21 protein-coding genes are annotated in these 20,470 nt (G+C 74.7%); 7 read left to right on the forward strand and 14 right to left on the reverse strand.

All coding sequences use genetic code 11. The features are described from left to right. Positions 1-134: 134 nt before the first annotated feature. Positions 135-2,912: a LuxR C-terminal-related transcriptional regulator gene (locus tag ACFVS9_RS11710; protein WP_389931611.1), complete on the reverse strand. Its 2,778-nt coding sequence runs from the start codon at positions 2,910-2,912 to the stop codon at positions 135-137. Between the two features lie 160 nt (positions 2,913-3,072). Between ACFVS9_RS11710 and ACFVS9_RS11715 the strand changes: the two genes are divergently transcribed. After that, positions 3,073-3,846: an alpha/beta fold hydrolase gene (locus ACFVS9_RS11715; RefSeq protein ID WP_389931613.1), complete on the forward strand. Its 774-nt coding sequence runs from the start codon at positions 3,073-3,075 to the stop codon at positions 3,844-3,846. Positions 3,847-3,912: 66 nt separating this feature from the next. On the opposite strand, the gene ACFVS9_RS11720 is transcribed toward ACFVS9_RS11715, so the two are convergent. From ACFVS9_RS11720 to hisD, 9 genes are all read right to left on the reverse strand, one after another. Further along, complete coding sequence (locus ACFVS9_RS11720; protein WP_383117375.1) at positions 3,913-4,845, reverse strand: alpha/beta hydrolase family protein; 933 nt, start codon at positions 4,843-4,845, stop codon at positions 3,913-3,915. Between the two features lie 189 nt (positions 4,846-5,034). Then, on the reverse strand, positions 5,035-5,790 hold the full coding sequence (gene hisF, locus ACFVS9_RS11725; protein ID WP_383117374.1) for an imidazole glycerol phosphate synthase subunit HisF: 756 nt from the start codon (positions 5,788-5,790) through the stop codon (positions 5,035-5,037). Beyond that, the gene (locus ACFVS9_RS11730) at positions 5,787-6,185 is read right to left on the reverse strand and encodes a RidA family protein (RefSeq protein WP_389931615.1); all 399 of its coding nucleotides are present in this window, start codon (positions 6,183-6,185) and stop codon (positions 5,787-5,789) included. The genes hisF and ACFVS9_RS11730 overlap by 4 nt, the downstream gene beginning before the upstream one ends. Continuing rightward, entirely contained in the window at positions 6,182-6,907 is a 726-nt protein-coding gene (gene priA, locus ACFVS9_RS11735) for a bifunctional 1-(5-phosphoribosyl)-5-((5-phosphoribosylamino)methylideneamino)imidazole-4-carboxamide isomerase/phosphoribosylanthranilate isomerase PriA (protein ID WP_014156785.1), read from the reverse strand. Before priA ends, ACFVS9_RS11730 begins: the two co-directional genes overlap by 4 nt. Next, positions 6,907-7,548 carry an imidazole glycerol phosphate synthase subunit HisH gene (gene hisH, locus ACFVS9_RS11740; protein WP_383117371.1) on the reverse strand — a complete coding sequence of 214 codons (642 nt, stop codon included), beginning with the start codon at positions 7,546-7,548 and terminating at the stop codon, positions 6,907-6,909. The genes priA and hisH overlap by 1 nt, the downstream gene beginning before the upstream one ends. An 8-nt stretch (positions 7,549-7,556) precedes the next feature. Further along, entirely contained in the window at positions 7,557-7,724 is a 168-nt protein-coding gene (locus ACFVS9_RS11745) for a hypothetical protein (RefSeq protein WP_014156783.1), read from the reverse strand. Continuing rightward, the gene (gene hisB, locus ACFVS9_RS11750) at positions 7,721-8,314 is read right to left on the reverse strand and encodes an imidazoleglycerol-phosphate dehydratase HisB (protein WP_383117370.1); all 594 of its coding nucleotides are present in this window, start codon (positions 8,312-8,314) and stop codon (positions 7,721-7,723) included. The genes ACFVS9_RS11745 and hisB overlap by 4 nt, the downstream gene beginning before the upstream one ends. Continuing rightward, positions 8,311-9,438 carry a histidinol-phosphate transaminase gene (locus tag ACFVS9_RS11755; protein ID WP_383117369.1) on the reverse strand — a complete coding sequence of 376 codons (1,128 nt, stop codon included), beginning with the start codon at positions 9,436-9,438 and terminating at the stop codon, positions 8,311-8,313. Before ACFVS9_RS11755 ends, hisB begins: the two co-directional genes overlap by 4 nt. Next, positions 9,435-10,757, reverse strand: a complete 1,323-nt coding sequence (gene hisD / locus ACFVS9_RS11760; protein WP_383117368.1) for a histidinol dehydrogenase — start codon at positions 10,755-10,757, stop codon at positions 9,435-9,437. Before hisD ends, ACFVS9_RS11755 begins: the two co-directional genes overlap by 4 nt. A gap of 160 nt (positions 10,758-10,917) precedes the next feature. Between hisD and ACFVS9_RS11765 the strand changes: the two genes are divergently transcribed. The 5 genes from ACFVS9_RS11765 to ACFVS9_RS11785 all read left to right on the forward strand — a co-directional run bounded on the left by ACFVS9_RS11765 (position 10,918) and on the right by ACFVS9_RS11785 (position 15,508). After that, the gene (locus ACFVS9_RS11765) at positions 10,918-12,519 is read left to right on the forward strand and encodes an oxidoreductase (protein WP_383117367.1); all 1,602 of its coding nucleotides are present in this window, start codon (positions 10,918-10,920) and stop codon (positions 12,517-12,519) included. A gap of 222 nt (positions 12,520-12,741) precedes the next feature. Then, positions 12,742-13,776: a hypothetical protein gene (locus ACFVS9_RS11770; RefSeq protein WP_383117366.1), complete on the forward strand. Its 1,035-nt coding sequence runs from the start codon at positions 12,742-12,744 to the stop codon at positions 13,774-13,776. Positions 13,777-13,787: 11 nt separating this feature from the next. Next, the gene (locus ACFVS9_RS11775; protein WP_383117365.1) at positions 13,788-14,564 is read left to right on the forward strand and encodes an LON peptidase substrate-binding domain-containing protein; all 777 of its coding nucleotides are present in this window, start codon (positions 13,788-13,790) and stop codon (positions 14,562-14,564) included. Positions 14,565-14,580: 16 nt separating this feature from the next. Further along, positions 14,581-15,081, forward strand: a complete 501-nt coding sequence (gene ybaK / locus ACFVS9_RS11780) for a Cys-tRNA(Pro) deacylase (RefSeq protein WP_383117364.1) — start codon at positions 14,581-14,583, stop codon at positions 15,079-15,081. A 49-nt stretch (positions 15,082-15,130) separates the two neighbouring features. After that, positions 15,131-15,508 (forward strand): TraR/DksA family transcriptional regulator, encoded by a 378-nt coding sequence (locus tag ACFVS9_RS11785; protein WP_389931620.1) that lies wholly within the window; start codon positions 15,131-15,133, stop codon positions 15,506-15,508. Between the two features lie 335 nt (positions 15,509-15,843). On the opposite strand, the gene ACFVS9_RS11790 is transcribed toward ACFVS9_RS11785, so the two are convergent. The 4 genes from ACFVS9_RS11790 to ACFVS9_RS11805 form a co-directional block, all read right to left on the reverse strand. After that, entirely contained in the window at positions 15,844-16,653 is an 810-nt protein-coding gene (locus ACFVS9_RS11790; protein WP_383117362.1) for an ABC transporter permease, read from the reverse strand. A 34-nt stretch (positions 16,654-16,687) separates the two neighbouring features. Then, on the reverse strand, positions 16,688-17,536 hold the full coding sequence (locus ACFVS9_RS11795; RefSeq protein ID WP_383117361.1) for an ABC transporter permease: 849 nt from the start codon (positions 17,534-17,536) through the stop codon (positions 16,688-16,690). 55 nt (positions 17,537-17,591) lie between these two features. After that, a complete protein-coding gene (locus ACFVS9_RS11800; RefSeq protein WP_383117392.1) occupies positions 17,592-18,575 on the reverse strand; it encodes an ABC transporter ATP-binding protein in 984 nt (327 codons plus the stop codon). A gap of 130 nt (positions 18,576-18,705) precedes the next feature. After that, on the reverse strand, positions 18,706-19,971 hold the full coding sequence (locus ACFVS9_RS11805; protein ID WP_383117391.1) for an NYN domain-containing protein: 1,266 nt from the start codon (positions 19,969-19,971) through the stop codon (positions 18,706-18,708). A gap of 267 nt (positions 19,972-20,238) precedes the next feature. Here ACFVS9_RS11805 and ACFVS9_RS11810 point away from each other — a divergent pair, with 267 nt between their 5' ends. Beyond that, the gene (locus ACFVS9_RS11810; protein ID WP_383117360.1) at positions 20,239-20,418 is read left to right on the forward strand and encodes a hypothetical protein; all 180 of its coding nucleotides are present in this window, start codon (positions 20,239-20,241) and stop codon (positions 20,416-20,418) included. The last annotated feature ends 52 nt before the right edge of the window (positions 20,419-20,470 follow it).

Consider the following 20,470-nt stretch of genomic DNA (forward strand, 5'->3'; position numbering starts at 1 on the left):
TCGGCCGGCCGCGGTGGGGCCGGCCCCGGTGCGCGCGCGGCCCGGCGCGGGGCGGGCGCACACCGATCGATCCTGACGACCGCAGAATGGCATACCGCCCGGTCGGTACCTAGAGGTCTGCGCCGTTCTTCTCATCACGGTCCTGCAACCCCGCCCCCGCCCCCGCGGTCCAGCAGCCGCGCGAGCTCGGTCCGGGACCGGATGCCGAGCGCGGCGAAGACGTTGCGGAGGTGGTGGTCCACGGTCCGCGGGCTCACCGAGAGCCGGACCGCCACCTCGCGGTTGGTGGCGCCCTCCGCGACGCACCGGGCGATCCGCTGCTGCTGCGGGGTGAGTCCGGCCAGCGGGGCGGGTCCGGCGCGGTCGGGCGCGTCCACCGCCTCCCCGGCGGCCCGCAGTTCCCCTCCCGCGCGTTCGGCCCAGACGCGGGCCGAGCAGCGCTCGAAGGCGACGAGCGCGTCACGCAGCGGGCCGCGCGCCTCGCGGGTGCGGCGCAGACGGCGCAGCAACTGGCCGTGGAGCAGCCGGGTGCGGGCGCGCTCGAAGTCGCCGCCCGCGCGGTCGTGGTGGGTCAGCGCCTCCCGGTAACGGGCCTCGGCCTCCTCGGGCGGGGCCAGCAGGGCGCGGCAGCGGGCGAGCTGGGCGGGCACCTGGGGGTCGGTCGTCCGGGCGGTCCACAGGGCGAACTCCCGGACGGCGAGCGCGAGTTCATCCGCACCTTCGTCGGCCCGTCCGGAGAGCACCATCGCCTCGACGTAGCACGGGACGGCGAGCATCCGGGTGGCGAAGTGTCCCGTCCCCGGCCCCGGCCGGACCAGCGGACCGAGCCGGGCCGCCGCTTCGGCGGGGCGCCCGGCGGCCAGGTCGGCGCGGGCGACGGCCCAGGTGGCGAGCATGGCGGCCTGGGCCAGGCCGTGCGGCCCCGCTCCGGCGAGCGCCGCGTCGGCGTGTGCGGCGCAGGCCTCGGCGGGCCCCTCCACCGAGGCGGCGAGCGCGAGTACGGCGTGCAGGTGGGTGGCGGAGTTCCGCTGCCCGGTACGGCGGGCCGCGTGCAGCCCCTCCAGTGCGTGGGCCCGGGCCCTGGCGTGCTGCCCGGCGCGCAGTTCGGCGTACGCGAGCTGCTCCAGGGCGTGCGGCAGGAGGGCCTCCGGGCCCCGGGTGCGTACGACGGCGAGGGCGCGGGTACCGGCCCGGCAGGCCGCCTCGACCTCGCCGAGGACCAGGGCCGAGGCGCCCGCCCGCAGGAGTTCGCCCGCTCCCCCGGCGCGGCCTGCGGAGTCCAGGCAGCACCGCAGGAGGGCGTGGCCCCGGTCGGCGTGCCCGGCGAGCACGGCGCACATCCCGGCGCGGTACTGCGCCATGGACCGGTCGGCCGGGGCGACGGGGATGCGGTTCATCGCGTCCAGGTAGGCGATGGCGTCCCCCATGTCCCACGCCGCCTCCGCGGCGCCGAAGAGGGCCTCCAGGGTGCGGCGCGGGTCGTGCGGGGCGAGCAGTTCCGCCGCGGTGAGCAGTGCCTCCCGGGCGTCGGCGGCCGGTCCGTCGCGCAGGGCGAGCATGCCGCGTACGTAGGAGGCGGCACCGCCGGCCAGGTGCGGGCCGACGCGGGCCAGCATGGCGCGGGCCCGGCCGGTGTCGCCGGCCAGCCGCGCCTGTTCGGCGGCGGCGGTGAACCGGGCGGCGCGCAGCGTGTCGTCGGCGGAGAGCGCGGCGGCCCGGGCCAGCGCGGCCGACCGTTCGCCGTGCGGGCGCGGGGCCGTGGCCGCCTTCTCCAGCTGTCCGGCGAGCGCGGCGTCCGGTCCGGACGCCGCGCAGGCCCGCTGGACGAGTGCGGGCAGCGGCGTCGGACCGGGCCCGGCGAGCAGTCCGGCGAGCAGTTCGTGCACGGCCCGGCGGCGGCCGGGGGGCGCCCGGTGCAGGATCGCGCGGCGCAGCAGCGGGTGGCTGAAGTGCACGCGGCTGCCGACGCGCCGCAGGGCCCCGGCGGTGCCGGCGGGGGCGAAGAGCACCCGGTCCAGGTGGGCGGTGGCCAGCCCGGCCCGGGCTCCGGCCCGCAGCAGCAGGCCCGCGTCGGCGCCCGCCCCGTCCGGTTCGTGCTCCCCGGCCGCCGCCGCGAGCAGGAGCAGGGTGTGGGTGTCGGAGGGCAGTCCGTCCAGGTACTCGGCGTGGGCGTCGAGGACGCTCTCCCCTCCGGGCAGCGGGTAGGGCAGGGCCGTGTGCCCGGCCAGCTCGCCGGGGGTGAGCCGGCCGGTCAGCCCGGCCAGCAGCCGCGGGTTCCCGGCCGCCTCCCGCAGGAGTTCGCTGCGTACGACGGGGTCGACCTCGGCCGTGCCGTCGGTGAGCCGGTCCAGGAGCGCGGCCGACGCGTCGTCGTCGAGCGGGCCGAGCCGCAGTGCGGGGAGTCCCGCGAAGGCGCTCTCCTCGGCCGAGCCGATCACGACCGCGACCCGGCTGCCGGCGCCGAGTCTGCGGGCGGCGAAGCCGAGCGCCGCGCGGGAGTCGGGGTCCCAGAGGTGCGCGTCGTCCACGCAGACCAGCAGGGGCTGTTCGGCGCCCAGCCCCCGCAGCAGCCCGAGCAGCCCGCCCGGGGTGATGCCGGAGCGCAGGACCGTGTCGGGGGCGAGGGGCAGCGGACCGGGGGCGGAACAGAGCAGGGCGTGCAGCCCGCTGTAGGGGAGCCGCTGTTCGGCGGGGGCCGCACAGGCGTACAGCACGGGCCCGGCGCGCCCGGCGAGGTGGTGTGCGGCGGCCTGCCGCAGGAGGGCGGTGCGTCCGAGGCCGGGGGGCGAGGTCAGTACGAGGGCTCCGCCGTCCCCCGCCCGCAGCCGGGCCGACAGGGTTTCCAGGATGGCCAGTTCACCGCTGCGGCCGTACAGCCGGGGCGGACTGTGCACGGTCGTCGATGGGGTCACGCCCTCACGTTACTTCCGCGTAAACAGCGTCGGAAGGCTCGCGTCCGCTCCCGGTTCCCGGCCGGCCCCGAGCGGTGCGGGCTCCCAACGGAACGGCGTGCGCGCTGTGCCGGGGCACAGGGGCGGCCCGTTGCGCGGCCGCCGCCCGTAACGTCGGCGCATGGCCGATGAATTGCGTACACACGACGGTTTGACCCTGCGTTACCGGTCCTGGTCCCGGGATCCGGACAGCACCCTGCCCCCGGTGGTGCTGCTGCACGGCTTCGCCGCCGACGCCCGGCTGAACTGGGAGGGTCCCGGCGTCGTCGAGGCGCTCGTGGCGCGGGGGCGGCGGGTGTACGCCCTGGACGCGCGCGGCCACGGCGGGTCCGACCGGCCGCACGACGACACGTACTACGGCGAGTCGCTGATGGCCCGTGACGTGGGCCTGCTCCTCGACCGCGTCGGCGCGGACCGGGTGCACGTCGTGGGCTACTCGATGGGCGCCGTGGTGGCGGTGCTGGCGACGGCGCGGGACGGCCGGATCAGCCGCCTGGTGACCGGGGGGATCGGTGCGGGGGCGGTGGAGGTGGGCGGCCTGGACACCCGGGTGATGCCTCCGGAGCTGGTCGCGGCGGCGCTGACGGCCGAGGACGCGGCGGACGCACCCGAACGGACCAGGGCCTTCCGGGTGCTGGCCGACGCGGCGGGCGGCGACCGGCTGGCGCTGGCGGCGCAGATACGCGCGGTGCACCGGGACGCGCTGCCGCTGGACCGGATCACCGTCCCGACGCTGGTCCTCGCAGGGGCGGACGACCCCCTCGCGACCCGGCCCGAGGTGCTGGCCTCGGCGATCGCGGGGGCGGAACTGGCCGTGCTGCCGGGGGACCATCTGACGGTCGTACGCGATCCGGGGTTCGCGGGGGCCGTCACCGCGTTCCTCGCACGGGGCTGAGCACCGCAGGCCGGCGTGGAAGGGCCGGACCGCGGTACGCGCGGTCCGGCCCCGGCTCCCGTGCCGTCAGGAGGTGTGCGGGCAGTTGCCCTGGTACTCGGCGATCGTCAGGCTCGCCGCCGGCAGCGGGCAGAGGAACTGCTCGTAGCGGGCGTCGTTGTCGATGAAGCGCTTCAGCCACGAGATGCTGTACTTCGCGATCGTCGTGTTCGAGGTGTTCGGGGTGAAGTGGGTGGCACCCCGCAGCTCCAGGTACGCCTTGTCCAGCGAGCCGGGCAGGGAGTTGTAGAACGGCTTCGAGTGGGTGGCGACGGGTGCGACCGTGTCGCCGTCCGCGCCGATGACCAGGGTCGGGGTCTGCACCTCGGGCCAGGTCTTGTCCGTGTTCCAGCCGGTCAGCGGGATCGCCGCCTGGAGCGACGGGCGGTCCTTGGCCGCCTCCAGGGTGCCGCCGCCGCCCATCGAGTGGCCCATCACACCGAGCCGGGACGCGTCGACGCGGGTGCGCACCGAGCTGTCGTCGGTGAGGTAGTCCAGCGCGGCCAGCAACTGGTCTCCGCGGCTGGCCGGCTGGTCGGCCGTCGTGTTGGTGTCGATGGTGAAGACGACGAAGCCCTGGGAGGCGAGGCGCGGGCCGAGCCAGGCGATGCTCGACTGGTAGGCGGTGAAGCCGGGGGCGATCACGACCGCGCCGAAGGTGCCGTCGGACGTGGACGTCGGGTAGTAGATGGTGCCGCCGCCGAAGCCCCTGACGCTCAGCGACGAGACGGTCGTCTGGGACGTGGCGTACGACCCGCGGACGGCCTCGATGCTCGTGTTGCTCGGGGCGGGACCGCGCTCGTACGGGTTGTCGGCGGCCTGCGCGCCCGGCATCAGCGCGGTGACCAGCCCGGCGGTGGCGGCCGTCGCGGCGAGGGCGAGCCTCAGGGTGCGGGTGCGGCTCTTCGACATGCGGTGCCGGCGGGGGGAGACGTCGCCGGAGGGGAGGTGCTGCTGCACGAGGGGGGATCCTCTCGGTCGTGGCGAACCACACCGCGGCAGCCGGCGGCCCCGTCGTCCGGGGGCCTTCGGGGGAGCACCGCGTGAGTGGCGCCGTCATGTGCTGACGGCGCCACTCTGCTGGCGTGCTCCCGGTGCGGACATCGGCGAGATCGCCGGTCTTCGCGCCCGCCCCGCTCCCCGCGGCGGTCAGCGCACGGGGTGTCCGGCCTCCCGCAGGGCGCCCTTGACCTCGGAGATCCGCAGGTCACCGAAGTGGAAGACGGACGCGGCGAGCACCGCGTCGGCGCCCGCGCCGACGGCCGGCGCGAAGTCCTCCAGCCGCCCGGCACCGCCGGAGGCGATGACGGGGACGGTGACGTGGGCGCGTACCGCCTCGATCATCCCGGTGTCGTAGCCGTCCTTCGTGCCGTCGGCGTCCATCGAGTTGAGCAGGATCTCGCCCGCGCCGAGTTCGGCCGCCCGGTGCGCCCACTCGACCGCGTCGATGCCGGTGCCCCGGCGTCCGCCGTGGGTCGTCACCTCGAAGGTGCCCCCGGGGGTGCGGCGGGCGTCGACGGAGAGCACGAGGACCTGGCGCCCGAACCGTTCGGCGATCTCGCGGATGAGCTCGGGACGGGCGATGGCCGCGGTGTTGACCCCGACCTTGTCGGCCCCGGCGCGCAGCAGCTTGTCGACGTCGTCGGCGGTGCGGACGCCGCCGCCGACGGTGAGCGGGATGAAGACCTGCTCGGCGGTGCGGCGGACCACGTCGTACGTCGTCTCGCGGTCGCCGCTGGAGGCGGTGATGTCGAGGAACGTCAGCTCGTCGGCGCCCTCGGCGTCGTACAGCCCGGCCATCTCGACGGGGTCGCCCGCGTCGCGCAGGTTCTGGAAGTTGACGCCCTTGACGACGCGGCCCCGGTCGACGTCCAGGCACGGGATGACCCGTACGGCGAGGGTCATCGCCCACCCGCCCGGTAGGCCTCCACCTCGACCTCGACGACCAGCGAGGGGTCGACGAAGCCGGACACGATGAGCATGGAAGCGGCGGGGCGGACGTCGTCGAAGAGTTCCTTGTGGGCGCGGCCCACCTCGTCGGTGTCCCGGGCGTGCGTGACGTACATCCGGGTGCGGACGACGTCCTCGCGGCCGAGTCCGAGCTGCTTCAGGGCGTCGAAGGCGGCCTGGAAGGAGGCGATGGCCTGCTCGTAGGGGCTGCCCGCAACGATCCGGCCGTCGACGACCGACGTGCAGCCGGAGACCAGGACGAGGCCGCTCGGCAGCTCCACGGCACGGGAGTAGCCGAACTGCTCCTCCCAGGGGGCGCCCGAGGAGACGCGGCGTACGGAGTCGGTCATGCGGCGACCGCCTTGAGTGCCTCTTCGAGGGTGAACGCCTCGGCGTACAGGGCCTTGCCGACGATGGCTCCCTCGACGCCCTCCGGGACGAGGAGGGAGATCGCGCGCAGGTCGGCGAGCGAGGAGACGCCGCCGGAGGCGACGACGGGCTTGTCGGTGGCGGCGCAGACGTCCCGCAGGAGCGCCAGGTTGGGGCCCTGCAGCGTGCCGTCCTTGGCGATGTCGGTCACGACGTAGCGGGCGCAGCCCTCGGAGTCGAGGCGGGCGAGCGTCTCGTAGAGGTCGCCGCCGTCGCGGGTCCAGCCGCGGCCGCGCAGGGTCGTGCCCCGGACGTCGAGGCCGACGGCGATCTTGTCGCCGTGCTCGGCGATGACCTTGGCGACCCACTCGGGGGTCTCCAGGGCTGCGGTGCCCAGGTTGACCCGGCGGCAGCCGGTGGCGAGGGCGGCGGCCAGCGACGCGTCGTCGCGGATGCCGCCGGAGAGCTCGACCTTGATGTCCATGGCGCCGGCCACCTCGGCGATCAGCGCGCGGTTGTCGCCGGTGCCGAAGGCGGCGTCCAGGTCCACGAGGTGCAGCCACTCGGCTCCGGAGCGCTGCCAGGCGAGGGCCGCCTCGAGCGGGGAGCCGTAGGAGGTCTCGGAGCCGGATTCGCCGTGCACGAGGCGGACGGCCTGTCCGTCGCGTACGTCTACGGCGGGGAGCAGTTCAAGCTTCGGCATTACAGCGTCTCGATCCAGTTGGTCAGCAGCTGGGCGCCGGCATCGCCGGACTTCTCGGGGTGGAACTGGGTGGCCCACAGCGCGCCGTTCTCGACGGCGGCCACGAACCGCTCTCCGTGCGTGGCCCAAGCGACCTTGGGGGCGCGGATCTTGTCGTTGGTGACTTCGAGGGACCAGTCGTGCGCCGCGTAGGAGTGCACGAAGTAGTAGCGGGCCCCGGCGTCCAGGCCCGCGAACAGCTGGGATCCCTCGGGGGCTTCGACGGTGTTCCAGCCCATGTGGGGCACGACGTCGGCCTTCAGGGGTCCGACGGTGCCGGGCCACTCGTCGAGGCCCTCCGTCTCCACGCCGTGCTCGATGCCGCGCTCGAACAGGATCTGCATGCCGACGCAGATGCCCATCACGGGGCGGCCGCCGGCCAGCCTGCGGCCGATGATCCATTCGCCGCGTGCCTTCTTCAGGCCCGCCATGCAGGCCGAGAAGGCGCCGACGCCGGGGACGAGCAGCCCGTCGGCGTTCATCGCGGTGTCGAAGTCGCGGGTGATCTCGACGTCCGCGCCGACGCGGGCGAGGGCCCGCTCGGCGGAACGGACGTTGCCGAAGCCGTAGTCGAAGACGACGGCCTTCTTCCTGTCGCTCATGTGTTCCCTCAGTCCCAGAGTCCCTGGATCCGCATGACGCCCGCCACCAGGCACATCACGGAGCCGATCCCGAGGAGCACGACGACGCCCTTGGGCATGCCCTGCTTCCAGAAGGAGTAGACCCCGCCGGCCAGGAAGAGGCCGACGAGGATCAGAACGGTGTTCAGGCCGGTCACAGCGCGCCCTTCGTGGACGGGAGGATGCCGGCCGCGCGCGGGTCGTGCTCGCTGGCGTACCGCAGGGCGCGGGCCAGCGCCTTGAACTGGCACTCCACGATGTGGTGGGCGTTGCGGCCGTACGGGACGTGGACGTGCAGGGCGATCTGCGCCTGGGCGACGAAGGACTCCAGGATGTGCCGGGTCATCGTCGTGTCGTACTCGCCGATCATCGGCGCCATCGTCTCCGGCTCGGTGTGCACCAGGTACGGGCGGCCGGAGAGGTCCACGGTGACCTGGGCGAGCGACTCGTCCAGCGGGACGGTGCAGTTGCCGAAGCGGTAGATGCCGACCTTGTCGCCGAGCGCCTGCTTGAAGGCGGCGCCGAGTGCGAGGGCGGTGTCCTCGATGGTGTGGTGCGAGTCGATGTGCAGGTCGCCGTCGGTCTTGACCGTGAGGTCGAAGAGTCCGTGGCGGCCGAGCTGGTCGAGCATGTGGTCGTAGAAGCCGACCCCGGTCGCGACATCGACCTTGCCGGTCCCGTCGAGGTCGATCTCGACGAGTACGGAGGTCTCCTTGGTGGTCCGCTCCACCCTGCCTACGCGGCTCATGCGTCGTGCTCCTTCTTCAGTTCGCGCACCGCATCGAGGAACGCGTCGTTCTCTGCCGGGGTTCCCGCGGAGACCCGCAGCCACCCCGGTACGCCGTTGTCCCGGACCAGGACGCCCCGGTCGAGGATCTGCCGCCAGGCGGTGCGGCTGTCGGCGAAGCGGCCGAACTGGACGAAGTTGGCGTCCGAGTCGGTGACGGCGAAGCCGAGCTCCCGCAGTCCGGCGACCAGCCGGTCACGCTCGCTCTTGAGCTGCGCGACGTACCCGAGCAGCGTATCGGTGTGTTCCAGGGCGGCGAGCGCGGTGGCCTGCGTGACGGAGGACAGGTGGTACGGCAGGCGCACCAGCTGGACCGCGTCGACGACGGCCGGGGCCGCCGCGAGGTAGCCCAGGCGCAGGCCCGCGGCACCGAACGCCTTGGACATGGTGCGGGAGAGCACCAGGTGGGGGCGGCCCTCGATCAGCGGGAGCAGCGAGGGGTGGTGGCTGAATTCGCCGTACGCCTCGTCCACGACGACCATCGAGGGCCGGGCGGCCTGGGCGGCGTCGTACAGGGCGACGACGGTCTCCGCGTCCACGGCGGTGCCGGTGGGGTTGTTGGGCGAGGTGATGAAGACGACCTCGGGGCGGTGCTCGGCGACGGCCTTCCGGGCGGCCTCCACGTCGATGGTGAAGTCCTCGTTGCGCGGTCCGGAGATCCAGCCGGTGCCGGTGCCGCGTGCGATGAGGGCGTGCATGGAGTACGAGGGCTCGAAGCCGATCGCGGTGCGCCCGGGGCCGCCGAAGGTCTGGAGCAGCTGCTGGAGGATCTCGTTGGAGCCGTTGGCCGCCCACACGTCCGCGGCGGTGACCGGGTGCCCGGCGGTCCGGGTGAGGTAGCGGGCCAGCTCGGTGCGGAGCTCCACGGCGTCGCGGTCGGGGTAGCGGTTGAGGTCGCGGGCGGCCTCGCGGACCCGCTCGGCGATGCGCTCGACGAGGGCGTCGGGCAGCGGGTAGGGGTTCTCGTTGGTGTTCAGCCGGACCGGTACGTCGAGCTGGGGCGCCCCGTACGGGGACTGGCCGCGCAGTTCGTCGCGGATCGGCAGGTCGTCCCAGGGGTTGTGCGTGGTGCTGTCGTCGCTCACTGCTGCGGAACCTTCCACCCGAACCGGGCCTTGAGCGCCGCGCCGTGGGCGGGGAGGTCCTCCGCCTCGGCGAGGGCCACCACGTGGTGGGTGACCTCGGCGAGCGCGTCGCGGGTGTAGTCGACGATGTGGATGCCGCGCAGGAAGGACTGCACGGACAGGCCCGAGGAGTGGCAGGCGCAGCCGCCGGTGGGCAGGACGTGGTTGGAGCCGGCGCAGTAGTCGCCGAGGGAGACGGGCGACCAGGGGCCGACGAAGACCGCTCCGGCGTTGCGGACCCGGCCGGCGACCGCGGCGGCGTTCTCCGTCTGGATCTCCAGGTGCTCCGCGGCGTAGGCGTCGACGACCTTGAGGCCGTCCTCCAGGCCGTCGACCAGGACGATCGCGGACTGGCGGCCGGCCAGGGCGGGCTCGATCCGGTCCGTGACGTGCTTGCTGGCGGCGACCTGGGGCTTCAGCTCGGCCTCGGTGGCGGCGGCCAGCTCCTCGGAGTCGGTGACGAGCACGGCGGCGGCCATCGGGTCGTGCTCGGCCTGGCTGATCAGGTCGGCGGCGACGTGCACCGGGTCGGCGCTCGCGTCGGCGAGGATCGCGATCTCCGTGGGGCCGGCCTCGGCGTCGATGCCGACGCGGCCCTTGAGGAGGCGCTTGGCGGCGGCGACGTAGATGTTGCCGGGGCCGGTGACGAGGTTGACGGGCGGGCAGTCGCCGGTGCCGTACGCGAACATCGCGACCGCCTGGGCACCGCCCGCGGCGTACACCTCGTCGACGCCGAGGAGGGCGCACGCGGCGAGGATCGTCGGGTGCGGCAGTCCGCCGAACTCCTTCTGGGGCGGGGACGCGACGGCGACGCCCTCGACACCGGCCTCCTGCGCCGGGACGACGTTCATGACGACGGACGAGGGGTAGACCGAGCGCCCGCCGGGGACGTACAGCCCGACGCGCTCGACGGGCACCCACTTCTCGGTGACCGTGCCGCCGGGGACGACCTGGGTGGTGTGCGTGGTGCGGCGCTGCGCGCGGTGGACGAGGCGGGCGCGGCGCACGGACTCCTCCAGGGCCGCCCGCACGGCGGGGTCGAGGCGCTCCAGCGCCCCGCTGATCGCGTCGGCCGGTACCCGCAGGGAGGCGACGCGTACGCCGTCGAACTTCTCTCCCCATTCGATCACTGCCGCGGAGCCACGATGGCGTACGTCCTCGCAGATGGGCCGCACCGTCTCCAGGGCGGCTTCCACGTCGAACTCGGCACGGGGCAGCAGGTCGCGCAGGTCGCCGCCCTCGGGGAGGGCGGTGCCGCGCAGATCGATTCGAGAGATCACACCGCAATTCTCGCAGACCGGATCCGGCGTCCGGTCGCCCGTATCACTGGCTGATACATGTCCCGGCTGTCACTGCTGACCATTAGCGTTCACGTGGTCACACAGAGGGAAGAACGACTGTACGAGGCGCGGGGTGATCCGCGCGGGCGGAGGTGAGGCAGTGACCGAACCGCAGGACGGCGAGATCCCTGACGGGCTCAGCGCCGCGGAGCTGGGTATGTGGCAGTCCTTCCGCAACGGCACCACCTACGATCTGCGCTCCCACGACGCGGCGCGCGACGACCCGTTCGCCCCGCACAGCTGGGGGCCGGAGCGGAGTGTCGGCGCCCGGACGGTGGCGCGGCTGCTGCTCAGCGGGCCGGCGGCACGGCCGGGGCGGGTGGCGGCGCTGAAGCTGAGGGGCGTGCGCATCACGGGGAAGCTGGATCTGGCCGGCGGGCGCGTCTCGCCGTACGTGGAGCTGACGGGCTGCCGCTTCGAGCAGGAGGTGGTGGTGCCCGAGTGCCACTTCACGACCCTGCGGATGGTGGGGTGCGCGGTGCCGAGGCTGGACGCGGCCCGGCTGCACACGGAGGGTGACCTGCACCTGCCGCGCTGCCGGGTCGAGCGCGGCATCCGGCTGACCGACGCCCAGATCGGCACGGACCTGCTGATCAACCAGATCCGCATCGGTCCCGACCGCCGGGGCCGGGCCTTCGTCGGCGACGGGATGTCGGTGGCGCAGGACCTGCAGGCCGAGATGATCGAGACGCTCGGCGAGCTGAGCCTGCGCGGGGCGAAGGTCGGCGGCTCGCTGAGCCTGCGCGGCAGCCGGCTCCGCGCGACGGACGGACGGCGGGCGCTGAACGCCCCGCAGCTGAGCGTGGAGCGCACGCTGTACATGACCGAGGCGTGGGTGAGCATCGACACGGGCAACCAGGGGACCACTCCCCCGTTCGGGATCGCCCGGGGCGGCGGTCCGGCGCGCGGGACACGGGCGCAGGCCTTCGAGTGCCGCGGCGCGGTGCGGCTCGACGACGGGCGGTTCGGGGACGCGGTGGACCTGCACAAGGCCAGGTTCCTGCTCGCCGACCGCGAGGAGCTGTCGCTGCGCCGGATCGTCACCCCGGAGCTGCGGTTCAACGCGGAGCGCCCCCGGGAGGGCCGGGTGGTGCTGAACGGCGCGAAGGTGGTGACACTGATCGACGTGTCGACCAGCTGGCCGGGCCCGGGCGGCCTGGCGATGGGCGGCTTCGTGTACGAGAACCTCGTCCCCTACGGCCACTTCCCGCTGTCCCGGCGTCTGGAGTGGGTCCTGGCCGCGACCCCGGAGTACGTCCCCGAGCCGTACGAGCGCCTCGCGGCGGTGCTCCGCAGCTGCGGGGAGGACGCGGACGCCCGCGAGGTGCTGCTGGCCAAGCAGCGGCGGCGCCGCGAGACGCTGCCGCCGGCCGGGAGGATCTGGGGGTACCTCCAGGACTGGGCCGTGGCGTACGGCTACCGGCCCGGGCGCGCCCTGGTCTGGATGGCGGTGCTGTGGGCGGCGGGCACGGTGGCCTTCTCGCAGTACCGCCCGGAGTCCATCAAGGGCGACGAGCACCCGGAGTGGAACCCGGCGCTGTACGCGCTGGACCTGCTCGTGCCCGTGATCGGTCTCGGGCAGGACGGCTACTGGCTGCTGCGGGGAGGCTGGCAGTGGACGGCGGCGGCGCTGGTTCTCCTGGGATGGATACTGGCCACCACGGTGGCGGCGGGCGCGTCCCGGCTGCTGCGGCGCGGCTGACGTCCGGGCGGCGCCCCGTACGCCCCGATCCCTGCCGGCACAGTCGTCGAAGGGCCGGCCGGGGCCCGTCGGGGCGGGCGGCGGCCGGTGACCGGAAGGTCTGGATCACGCCACTCGCGACCGCTTCCTTTGCCCTTTCTTGACCTCTTCCAGGGCAACCCTTCCACTCGCTACAGAAGCTTCACAGGGCGCCTCTGGCGCCGCCCCCACCAGGGCTTTTCAATGGTCTGCACCATGGCTTTCCTCCGTGCACTGCTGAGCTCCGCGCGCACGTTCCGGTACGGCCCCGAGCTGTCGGCCGGGCTGCCGGCGGACGACGCGGTGCTGCTCGACGCCCCCGACGCGCTGCTCTCCCCCACGCTGGTGGCGGCGGCCCTGGGTGACTTCGAACCGGCGGCCAAGCTCCTCGCCACCACCCGGGACGCCACCGACTGGGAGGGCCGCGACCGCGCGCTGGTCCGGCTGGTGGCCTTCGCACGCGGTCGCGACGGCTGGCTCACGGGCTGGCTGGCCACCGCCCCGCGCGACCCGGACGCGCTGCTCGTCAAGGCCGCGCTGGCGGTGCGCCGCGCGTGGGAGTCACCGGCCCACGCCGAGCTGCTGCGCGAGGTGGGCCCGCTGATCACGGCGGCGGCCGAGGCGGATCCGCGCGACCCGGTGCCGTGGCGGCTGGCCCTCGACCACGCCCGCGGCACGCACGCCACGCACACGGTCTTCGAGTCGCTGTGGGAGCAGGCCGTGCGCCGCTGCCCGCACCACTACGGCAGTCATGTCGCCGCGCTCCGCTACCTCTCGGCCGAGTGGTACGGCTCCCACCGGGAGTGCTTCGACTTCGCCGAGCGGGCGGCCGAGGACGCGGCCGGGGACTCCCTGGTGCAGGCCCTGCCCGTCAGGGCGGCCTACGCCCTGCTGCGGGACGAGAAGGCCTCGGCGCGCGCGAACTCCGTGCAGACCGGCCGGGTCGACGCCGCGGCCGACCTCGCGATCAGGTTCTCGGCCGGTTTCCCCGCCGGGGACCCCTGGCCGGCGGAGGTCCGCAACCTCCTCGCGTACGTCCTGGTCGCCCGGGGCCGCGCGGCCGAGGCGCTGGAGCAGTTCCGGCTGATCGGGCCCTACGCGACCTCGTTCCCGTGGGCCTCGGTGACCGGGGAGGCGCTCGGCGGGTTCCTCGACGCGCGGGCCGGTGCCCGGCTCCGGGTGGCCTCCTCCACACCGCTGTGCGGGCGGCCGGAACACGGCGGGCGCCGCGGCCATTAGGCTTGGCCGCTGTGACCACCGCTCGCCTGCCCCTCTTCCCGCTGAACGCGGTGCTGTTCCCCGGCCTCGTGCTGCCGCTCAACGTCTTCGAGGAGCGTTATCGCGCCATGATGCGTGAGCTGCTCGCGATCGACGAGGACGAACCGCGCCGCTTCGTGGTGGTCGCGATCCGCGACGGCCGCGAGACCGCCCCGACGGCCACCGGCATGCCGGACACCGTCGCCGCCGCGCCCCCCGTGGAGCGGGCCCCGGCCGACGGCTTCGGCCCCGATCCCATCCAGACCTTCCACCGGGTCGGCTGCGTCGCGGACGCGGCGAAGATCCGGGAGCGCGCCGACGGCAGCTACGAGGTCCTGGCCACCGGCACCACACGGGTGCGGCTGCTCTCCGTCGACGCGAGCGGCCCGTTCCTGACGGCCGAGGTCGAGGACCTGCCCGAGGATCCGGGGTCCGCCGAGGGCGGGGATTCGGCCGCCGACGAGGCGGGGGCCCTCGCCGAGGGGGTCCTGCGTGCCTTCCGCAGCTACCAGAAGCGGCTGGCCGGGGCGAGCGAGCGGTCCCTGACGACCGGCGCGGACCTGCCGGACGACCCGTCGGTCGTCTCGTACCTGGTGGCCGCCGCCGCGGTGCTCGACGTCCCGTCGAAGCAGCGGCTGCTCCAGGCCCCGGACACCGCGACGCGGCTGCGTGAGGAGCTGACGCTGCTGCGCAGGGAGACCGCGGTCATCCGGCACCTGCCGTCGCTCCCGGCGGCCGAACTGACCCGCGACCCCACGCACCCCAACTGATCCGAGGACCGGCCCGGTGGCGAAGAAGTCCAGGAAGCAGCAGCCCGGCGGCACTCCGGCCACGGTCGCCCTGACCGCGGCCGGCACGGTGTTCACCGTCCACTCCTACGACCACGACCCCGCGTCCCCGTCGTACGGCGAGGAGGCGGCCGAGGCGCTCGGGGTCTCCGCCGACCGGGTCTTCAAGACCCTGGTCGCCGAGGTCGACGGCGAGCTGGTCGTCGCCGTCGTCCCGGTCGCGGGGTCGCTGGACCTGAAGGCGCTGGCGTCGGCGGTGGGCGGCAAGCGGGCGGCCATGGCCGACCCCGCGGCGGCGGAGCGCACCACGGGCTACGTGCGGGGCGGCATCTCCCCGCTCGGCCAGCGCAGGCGCCTGCGTACGGTGCTGGACGCGTCGGCCGGGTCCCATTCCACGATCTGCGTCTCGGCGGGCCGCCGCGGCCTGGAGGTCGAGCTCGCCCCCTCCGACCTGGCCGCCCTGACGGAGGCGTCCCTGGCCCCGATCGGCCGCGGGTAGCGGGCGGCCGGCGGGGAATGCCGACCCCGGACGCACCCGTTGCCCCAGGATGGACGCATTCATCCCCGAGGGGCGGGACGTGCCCGCCGACCGCGAGCGGCTGGCCGCGGAGCGCCGCGGCACGGAGGCCCGTATCGCGGCCCTGCACCGTGACTTCGACGCGATCGTCGCGGCGAACGCGCTGGTGGCGGTCGATGACGAGCACGATCCGGAGGGGGCGAGCACCGCGTTCGAGCGGGCTCATGTCGCCTCTCTGCTGGCCCGGGCCCGGGACCACCTGGACGAGGTGGACCGGGCGCTGGAACGGCTGGAGCGGGGTGGCTACGGCCGCTGCGAACGGTGCGGTGAGCCGATCCCGCCGGGCCGCCTGGAGGTACGCCCGGCGGCGACGACCTGTGTGCGGTGCGCCGGGGGCGCGGCCCGCTGACCACCGGCCGGCCCGCTCCCCCGGCGTGCGGTCAGCGCTCGGACACGTCCTTGGACCTCTCCCCGGCGTCCCGGCCCCTGTCCGCTGCCCCGGCCTCGGTGGTGCGGACAGCCGACCGCGTGGACCACACCGTGCCTGCGGTCTGATCGGCCCTGGCCCCGGCCCTCTCCCCCGTGCCGGGCCCTTCACAGGTGCGCACCCGGTCACCCGCCGGTGCGTCCCGGGCGGACACGGCCGGGTACGCGAACGGCCCGGGGCGTGGACGCTCCGGGCCGTGACAGGGGACGAGGGTGCTGCGAGCAGGACACCGGGGACGGCGCCGCCTCCGCCGGCCGCTACGGCCGGCCCGTACCGGGCCCGTCCGCCCGTCCGCCGTCGGAACCCGGGCGCGCGTCGGCTTCCGGCTGCGCGCCGCTGTCCGGGCCGGCCGGGGTGTCCTGCCCGGCGTCGGTGTCCGTTCCGGCGTCGAGGGGTTCCGGCGCCGGTCCGAACGCGCTGTCGGGCCCCGGCTGCGCCTGGGGCGCCCCGTACGGCGTCCCCCACTCCGGCTCGGGATCGCGCGGGCCGAACAGGGCCGTCAGCCCCAGGTGGACAATCATCGCCGCGATCGGCCAGGCCAGGATCGCCGCCCCCACCGCGTGCAGTTCCAGGGGCGCGTCGAAGGTGACGCCCTTGCCCACCTCCTTGGCGTGGGCCACCACGTCCGACGTCGGCCCGAACCAGGTGCCGATGCCCCACGCCAGCAGGGAGCCGAGGAGCCCGCCCAGGGCGAGCCCCACCACCAGCGGGATGCCGCCGCGCCGCCGGCGCAGGAAGACGGCTGCCGCCGACACCGCGCCGAAGGCGAGTCCCAGCAGCACGAACGTGCCGTCGGCGCCGATGGCCTCCTCGCCCTCGCTGTTCTTCAGGAAGACGGCGGTCTCGTCGGAGACGAGCGGTACCCGTGGTGCCAGCCAGAGCCAGAGCAGGCCGAGCGCGAGGCCGGCGACCGTCAGGACCGCGGCGGTCAGCGCGCCCTGCCTCAGCTCGGTCCGCCGCTCCTGCGGGCCCGGGTGCTCGGCGGGCGCGAGGTGCGACCCGGACGGCGGGGCCTGCCACGGGTCGTCCGGCTGGGGCTGGTGCGGCGGCGTCAACGGTGCGGTCACGGTGCCATCGTGCCAGGCCCCCGCGGTCAACGCCTCACCGGACCGCCGCTCGCCGGTACGCCCACGTGGCCACGGCCAGCGAGAGCACACCGACCGCCGCGCACACCGCGAGGTCGAGGGCGACGACCGCCCAGTCGGGACGGGCGTCGAAGGACCGGGACAGCGCCTCGACGCCGTAGGTCGAGGGCAGCAGGTCGCGCGCCCACCCGACGGGGCCGGGCAGCCGCTCGGCCGGCAGCACACCCAGCAGCAGCGCGGCCGACATGCCCAGCTGCCCGAGCAGGGTCGCCAGCTCCTGCCGCGGCGCCAGCAGCCCCAGCGCGGCGCCCAGGCCGGAGAGCGCGGCCCCGGAGAGCGGGATGACCGCGACGAGCACCCACAGGTGCGTCATCGGAAGACCGAAGAGCGCGCTGCCCGCCACCGCCGTGACGATCGTGCCGGGCACGGTGAACGAGGCGTACGCGCCCGCCGCCCCCAGCACCACCGCGGCGGGCGGCACCGGCAGCGTGGCGTAGTGGTCGAGCCCGCCCCCGGCCCGGAGCTGGCCGAAGTACTGGGCCAGCAGGTTGAGCGCGACGAAGGCCACGACCAGCACGCTGGACCCGGCGACGACGGCCCGTGCCTCGGCTCCGCCGTCGACGACCCCGCGCATCAGCACCATGATCCCGACGGACTGGAACGTCGCGACGAAGAGCAGCGGAATCCGCGCGACCCTGGCCCGGGAGAGCTGCGCCCGGTACACGGCGGCCAGCGACGGCAGCAGCCGGGCCCTCGGCGCGAGGGCGGCCGGCGCGGTGCGCGCGGACGGGTCGTGCCGGGCGGCGGAGGTCCGCTTCCGGGACGTACCCACCTTCGCGGACTCCGTGGGAAGGATGCTCGTCACCTGGCAGTGCTCCCGTCCGACTCCGACACGTATCCCGACACGTTCACCGTCCTGATCACGCCTTCACCAGTCCCTCGGTGGCCCTGGCGGCGTCCCCGCCGAGCGCCAGATAGACGTCCTCCAGGCTGGGCGTGGCCAGCGTGAAGTCGTCGAGCGCGGAGAAGGCCTCCCCGCCGGTCACCGCGGCCACCGCGGCACGCGCCTCGTCGGGCCCGAGCCGCAGCACCCATCTGCGCCCCGACTCCTGCGCCGACCCGCGGAGAGCGGCGACCTCCGGGACGTCCAGCGGTGCGCGCTCGCGCCACACCAGCTCGACCCGCACCTCGCCGGCCACCCGCTCCTTGAGCCCGGCCGGGGTGTCGCAGGCGATGACCCTGCCGCGTTCCATGACGGCCACCCGGTCCAGGACGGTCTCGGCCTCGATCACGTTGTGGGTCACGAGCAGCACCGTCGCCCCGTGCTCGGCCCGGCGCCGGTCGACGGCGGCCCAGACGGATCGCCGGGCGACGGGGTCCATTCCGGTCGTCGGCTCGTCCAGCACCAGGACGGGGCGTTCGCCGACCAGCGTCGCGGCGAAGCAGGCGAGCCGCCGCTGTCCGCCGGAGAGCTTCTTGAGCGGGCGCCCCGCGAGCTCCGTGAGCCCCAGCTCCTCCAGTACGTCGTCCCGCGCGGCACGCGCCTCCCGCACGGGCAGCCCCCTGAGGCGCCCGGTGGTCTCCGCGGCCAGCGACACGGTCAGCTCGTCGAGGGCGGTGGACTCCTGGCCGAGGTAGCCGATGAGCCGTGAGGCCCGCTCGGGGTGGCGTACGAGGTCGTGTCCCAGCACCTCGACACTCCCGGAGTCGGGACGCATCAGGCCGGTGAGCTGGCGTACGAGGGTGGACTTGCCCGCACCGTTGGGTCCGAGCAGTCCGAAGATCTCGCCGCGCCGGACGTCGAGGCGGACCCCGTCGGTGGCGCGCACCTCGGGAGTGGCGGCGCGGCCGCGCCGGCCCCGGACGGCGGGGTAGGTCTTGACCAGATCACGTACCGCGCACACGGACCGCGCCGCCCCCGTGCCCGTCGCCCGCGCTGCGCCCGTCCCGTGTGCTGTGCCCGTACTCACGAGGGATGAGACTACGGGGTCGGATGCCCCGTACCGCGTCCGGGGCCGGGCAGCGCCGCCCTTCTCACTCCCCCGCGGGGGCGTGCTCGGCCGCGGTCCGTACGTCGATCTCGCGCCAGAACCCGGCCCGGATGGCGTAGCGGTCGTGCTCGTCGATCTGGTCGTCCTTGTGCGCGAGGAGCCCGAAGCGGGCCGCGTACCGCAGCAGTTCGCCGTCGATGCGGTGCGGGACACGGGGGTACATCGTGGACAGCTTCTGGAGGTGGGCCGTCTCCGGCAGCCGTTCCATCCAGCGCCGGGCGAAGACCTGGCCGACCTCGAAGGGGTCACCGCCGACGGTGGTGATGTCCTCCTCCCGGTCCGCCCAGCGCTGTTCGGCGCTGGTGAGCTGGGCCAGGGTCGGCAGGGAAGCGGTCTCGGCCGGTTCGCCCAGCGGTCCGCCCCGCTCGACCCAGCCCTTGTCGGACGACCAGCGCAGGGTGGCGTTGGCGACGGGCTGCGGCACGGGGTGCGGTGCGCCCTGCGTCCCGGGCGCGCGCAGGCTCGCCAGGTCCTTGGGGGTGGGGACGCCCTTGTGGCCGGGGGCGGGCTGCGTGTGGGGGGCGGCCTCCTCGTCGGCCGGGGCGCCGGCGGCGCCGTTGCGTGCCGCGGCGGCCTGGGCCTCCGACGCCCGCTCGGCGGAGGCGGCGAGGGCGGCCTCGGGCAGCGGGGCGGAGAGGATCGCGGCGATCTCGGGGCGCGGGGCGGGCGGGGGCGCGCACACGCCGCCGGTCTCCTTGGCGCGTACGGCCTTGGTGATCCAGGCGCGGTCCAGGACCCGCCGCTCGTCGGCCTCGGCGACCAGGTCCTCGGACTGGTTGTAGTCGCCGTCGGCGGCCTGCACCGCCCAGAGGTGGACGGCGACGCCGTGCTCCTTGGCGGACATGAGGCCGGGCAGCAGGTCTCCGTCGCCGGTCACGAGCACCACGTCGGAGCAGGCCCGGTTCCTGGCCAGCTCGGTCAGTTCGGCGTGCATCGCCGCGTCGACGCCCTTCTGCGCCCACCGTCCGTCACTGCGGGTGAGCGCGCCGAGCCGGACGGTCACCCGGGGCATGACCCGCAGCCTGCGGTGTTCGGGCTGCGGTACGCGGTCGGGGGCGCCGTCGAACCAGTAGATGCGCAGCAGGGGCTGTTCCGTGTCGGCCTCGGCGCGCTCGCGCAGACCCTGGATCAGGGCCGCGTGGTCGACGGTGATGCGGGAACGGGCGGGCTCTCCGGCCAGCAGGCTCGCGGCTGCGCCCAGCAGGTAGCCGGCGTCCACCAGGACGACGCAACGGTCCACGCGTTCCACCCTCTTCCAACTCGGGAGCGGATCAGCGGGCCCGGACATGGGGGGTGGGTCCGCCGACCCGGGGTTCGCTTACTCAGGGTTTCCTTCGAGTCTGCCCGACGGCGGGGGCGTTAAGGTCCGGAACTCGATCATCGGCGTGGCGGATCGGAGAACCGCGCATGATACCTCCCCTACTACGCTCGGTAATGATCCAACATGCGGCCTTTGCGGTGCTATGTGAGTCTGACAGCGGTTCTGGACCCCAGATCTCCCCCAGGAGGCATCACGATGGCGAAGAACAAGAACCGCAAGCAGGGCAGTCAGCACGACCGCGCGTCCGCCGCCGAGCGTGGCGCCGAGGACGCCAGGTCGACGGCGTACGAGTCGCAGACCCAGCCGCAGTCGCAGGCTCAGGGCAGCCCGTCGGACGTGGCCCGCAAGCACCAGAAGCGCTTCGGCCACAACTGACGGCCGACAGGCCGGGAGGGGCGCCCCGCCGGTGGCGGGGCGCCCCTCCCGT

The sequence above is a fragment of the Streptomyces sp. NPDC058008 genome, assembly GCF_042886395.1.
Lineage (GTDB): Bacteria > Actinomycetota > Actinomycetes > Streptomycetales > Streptomycetaceae > Streptomyces.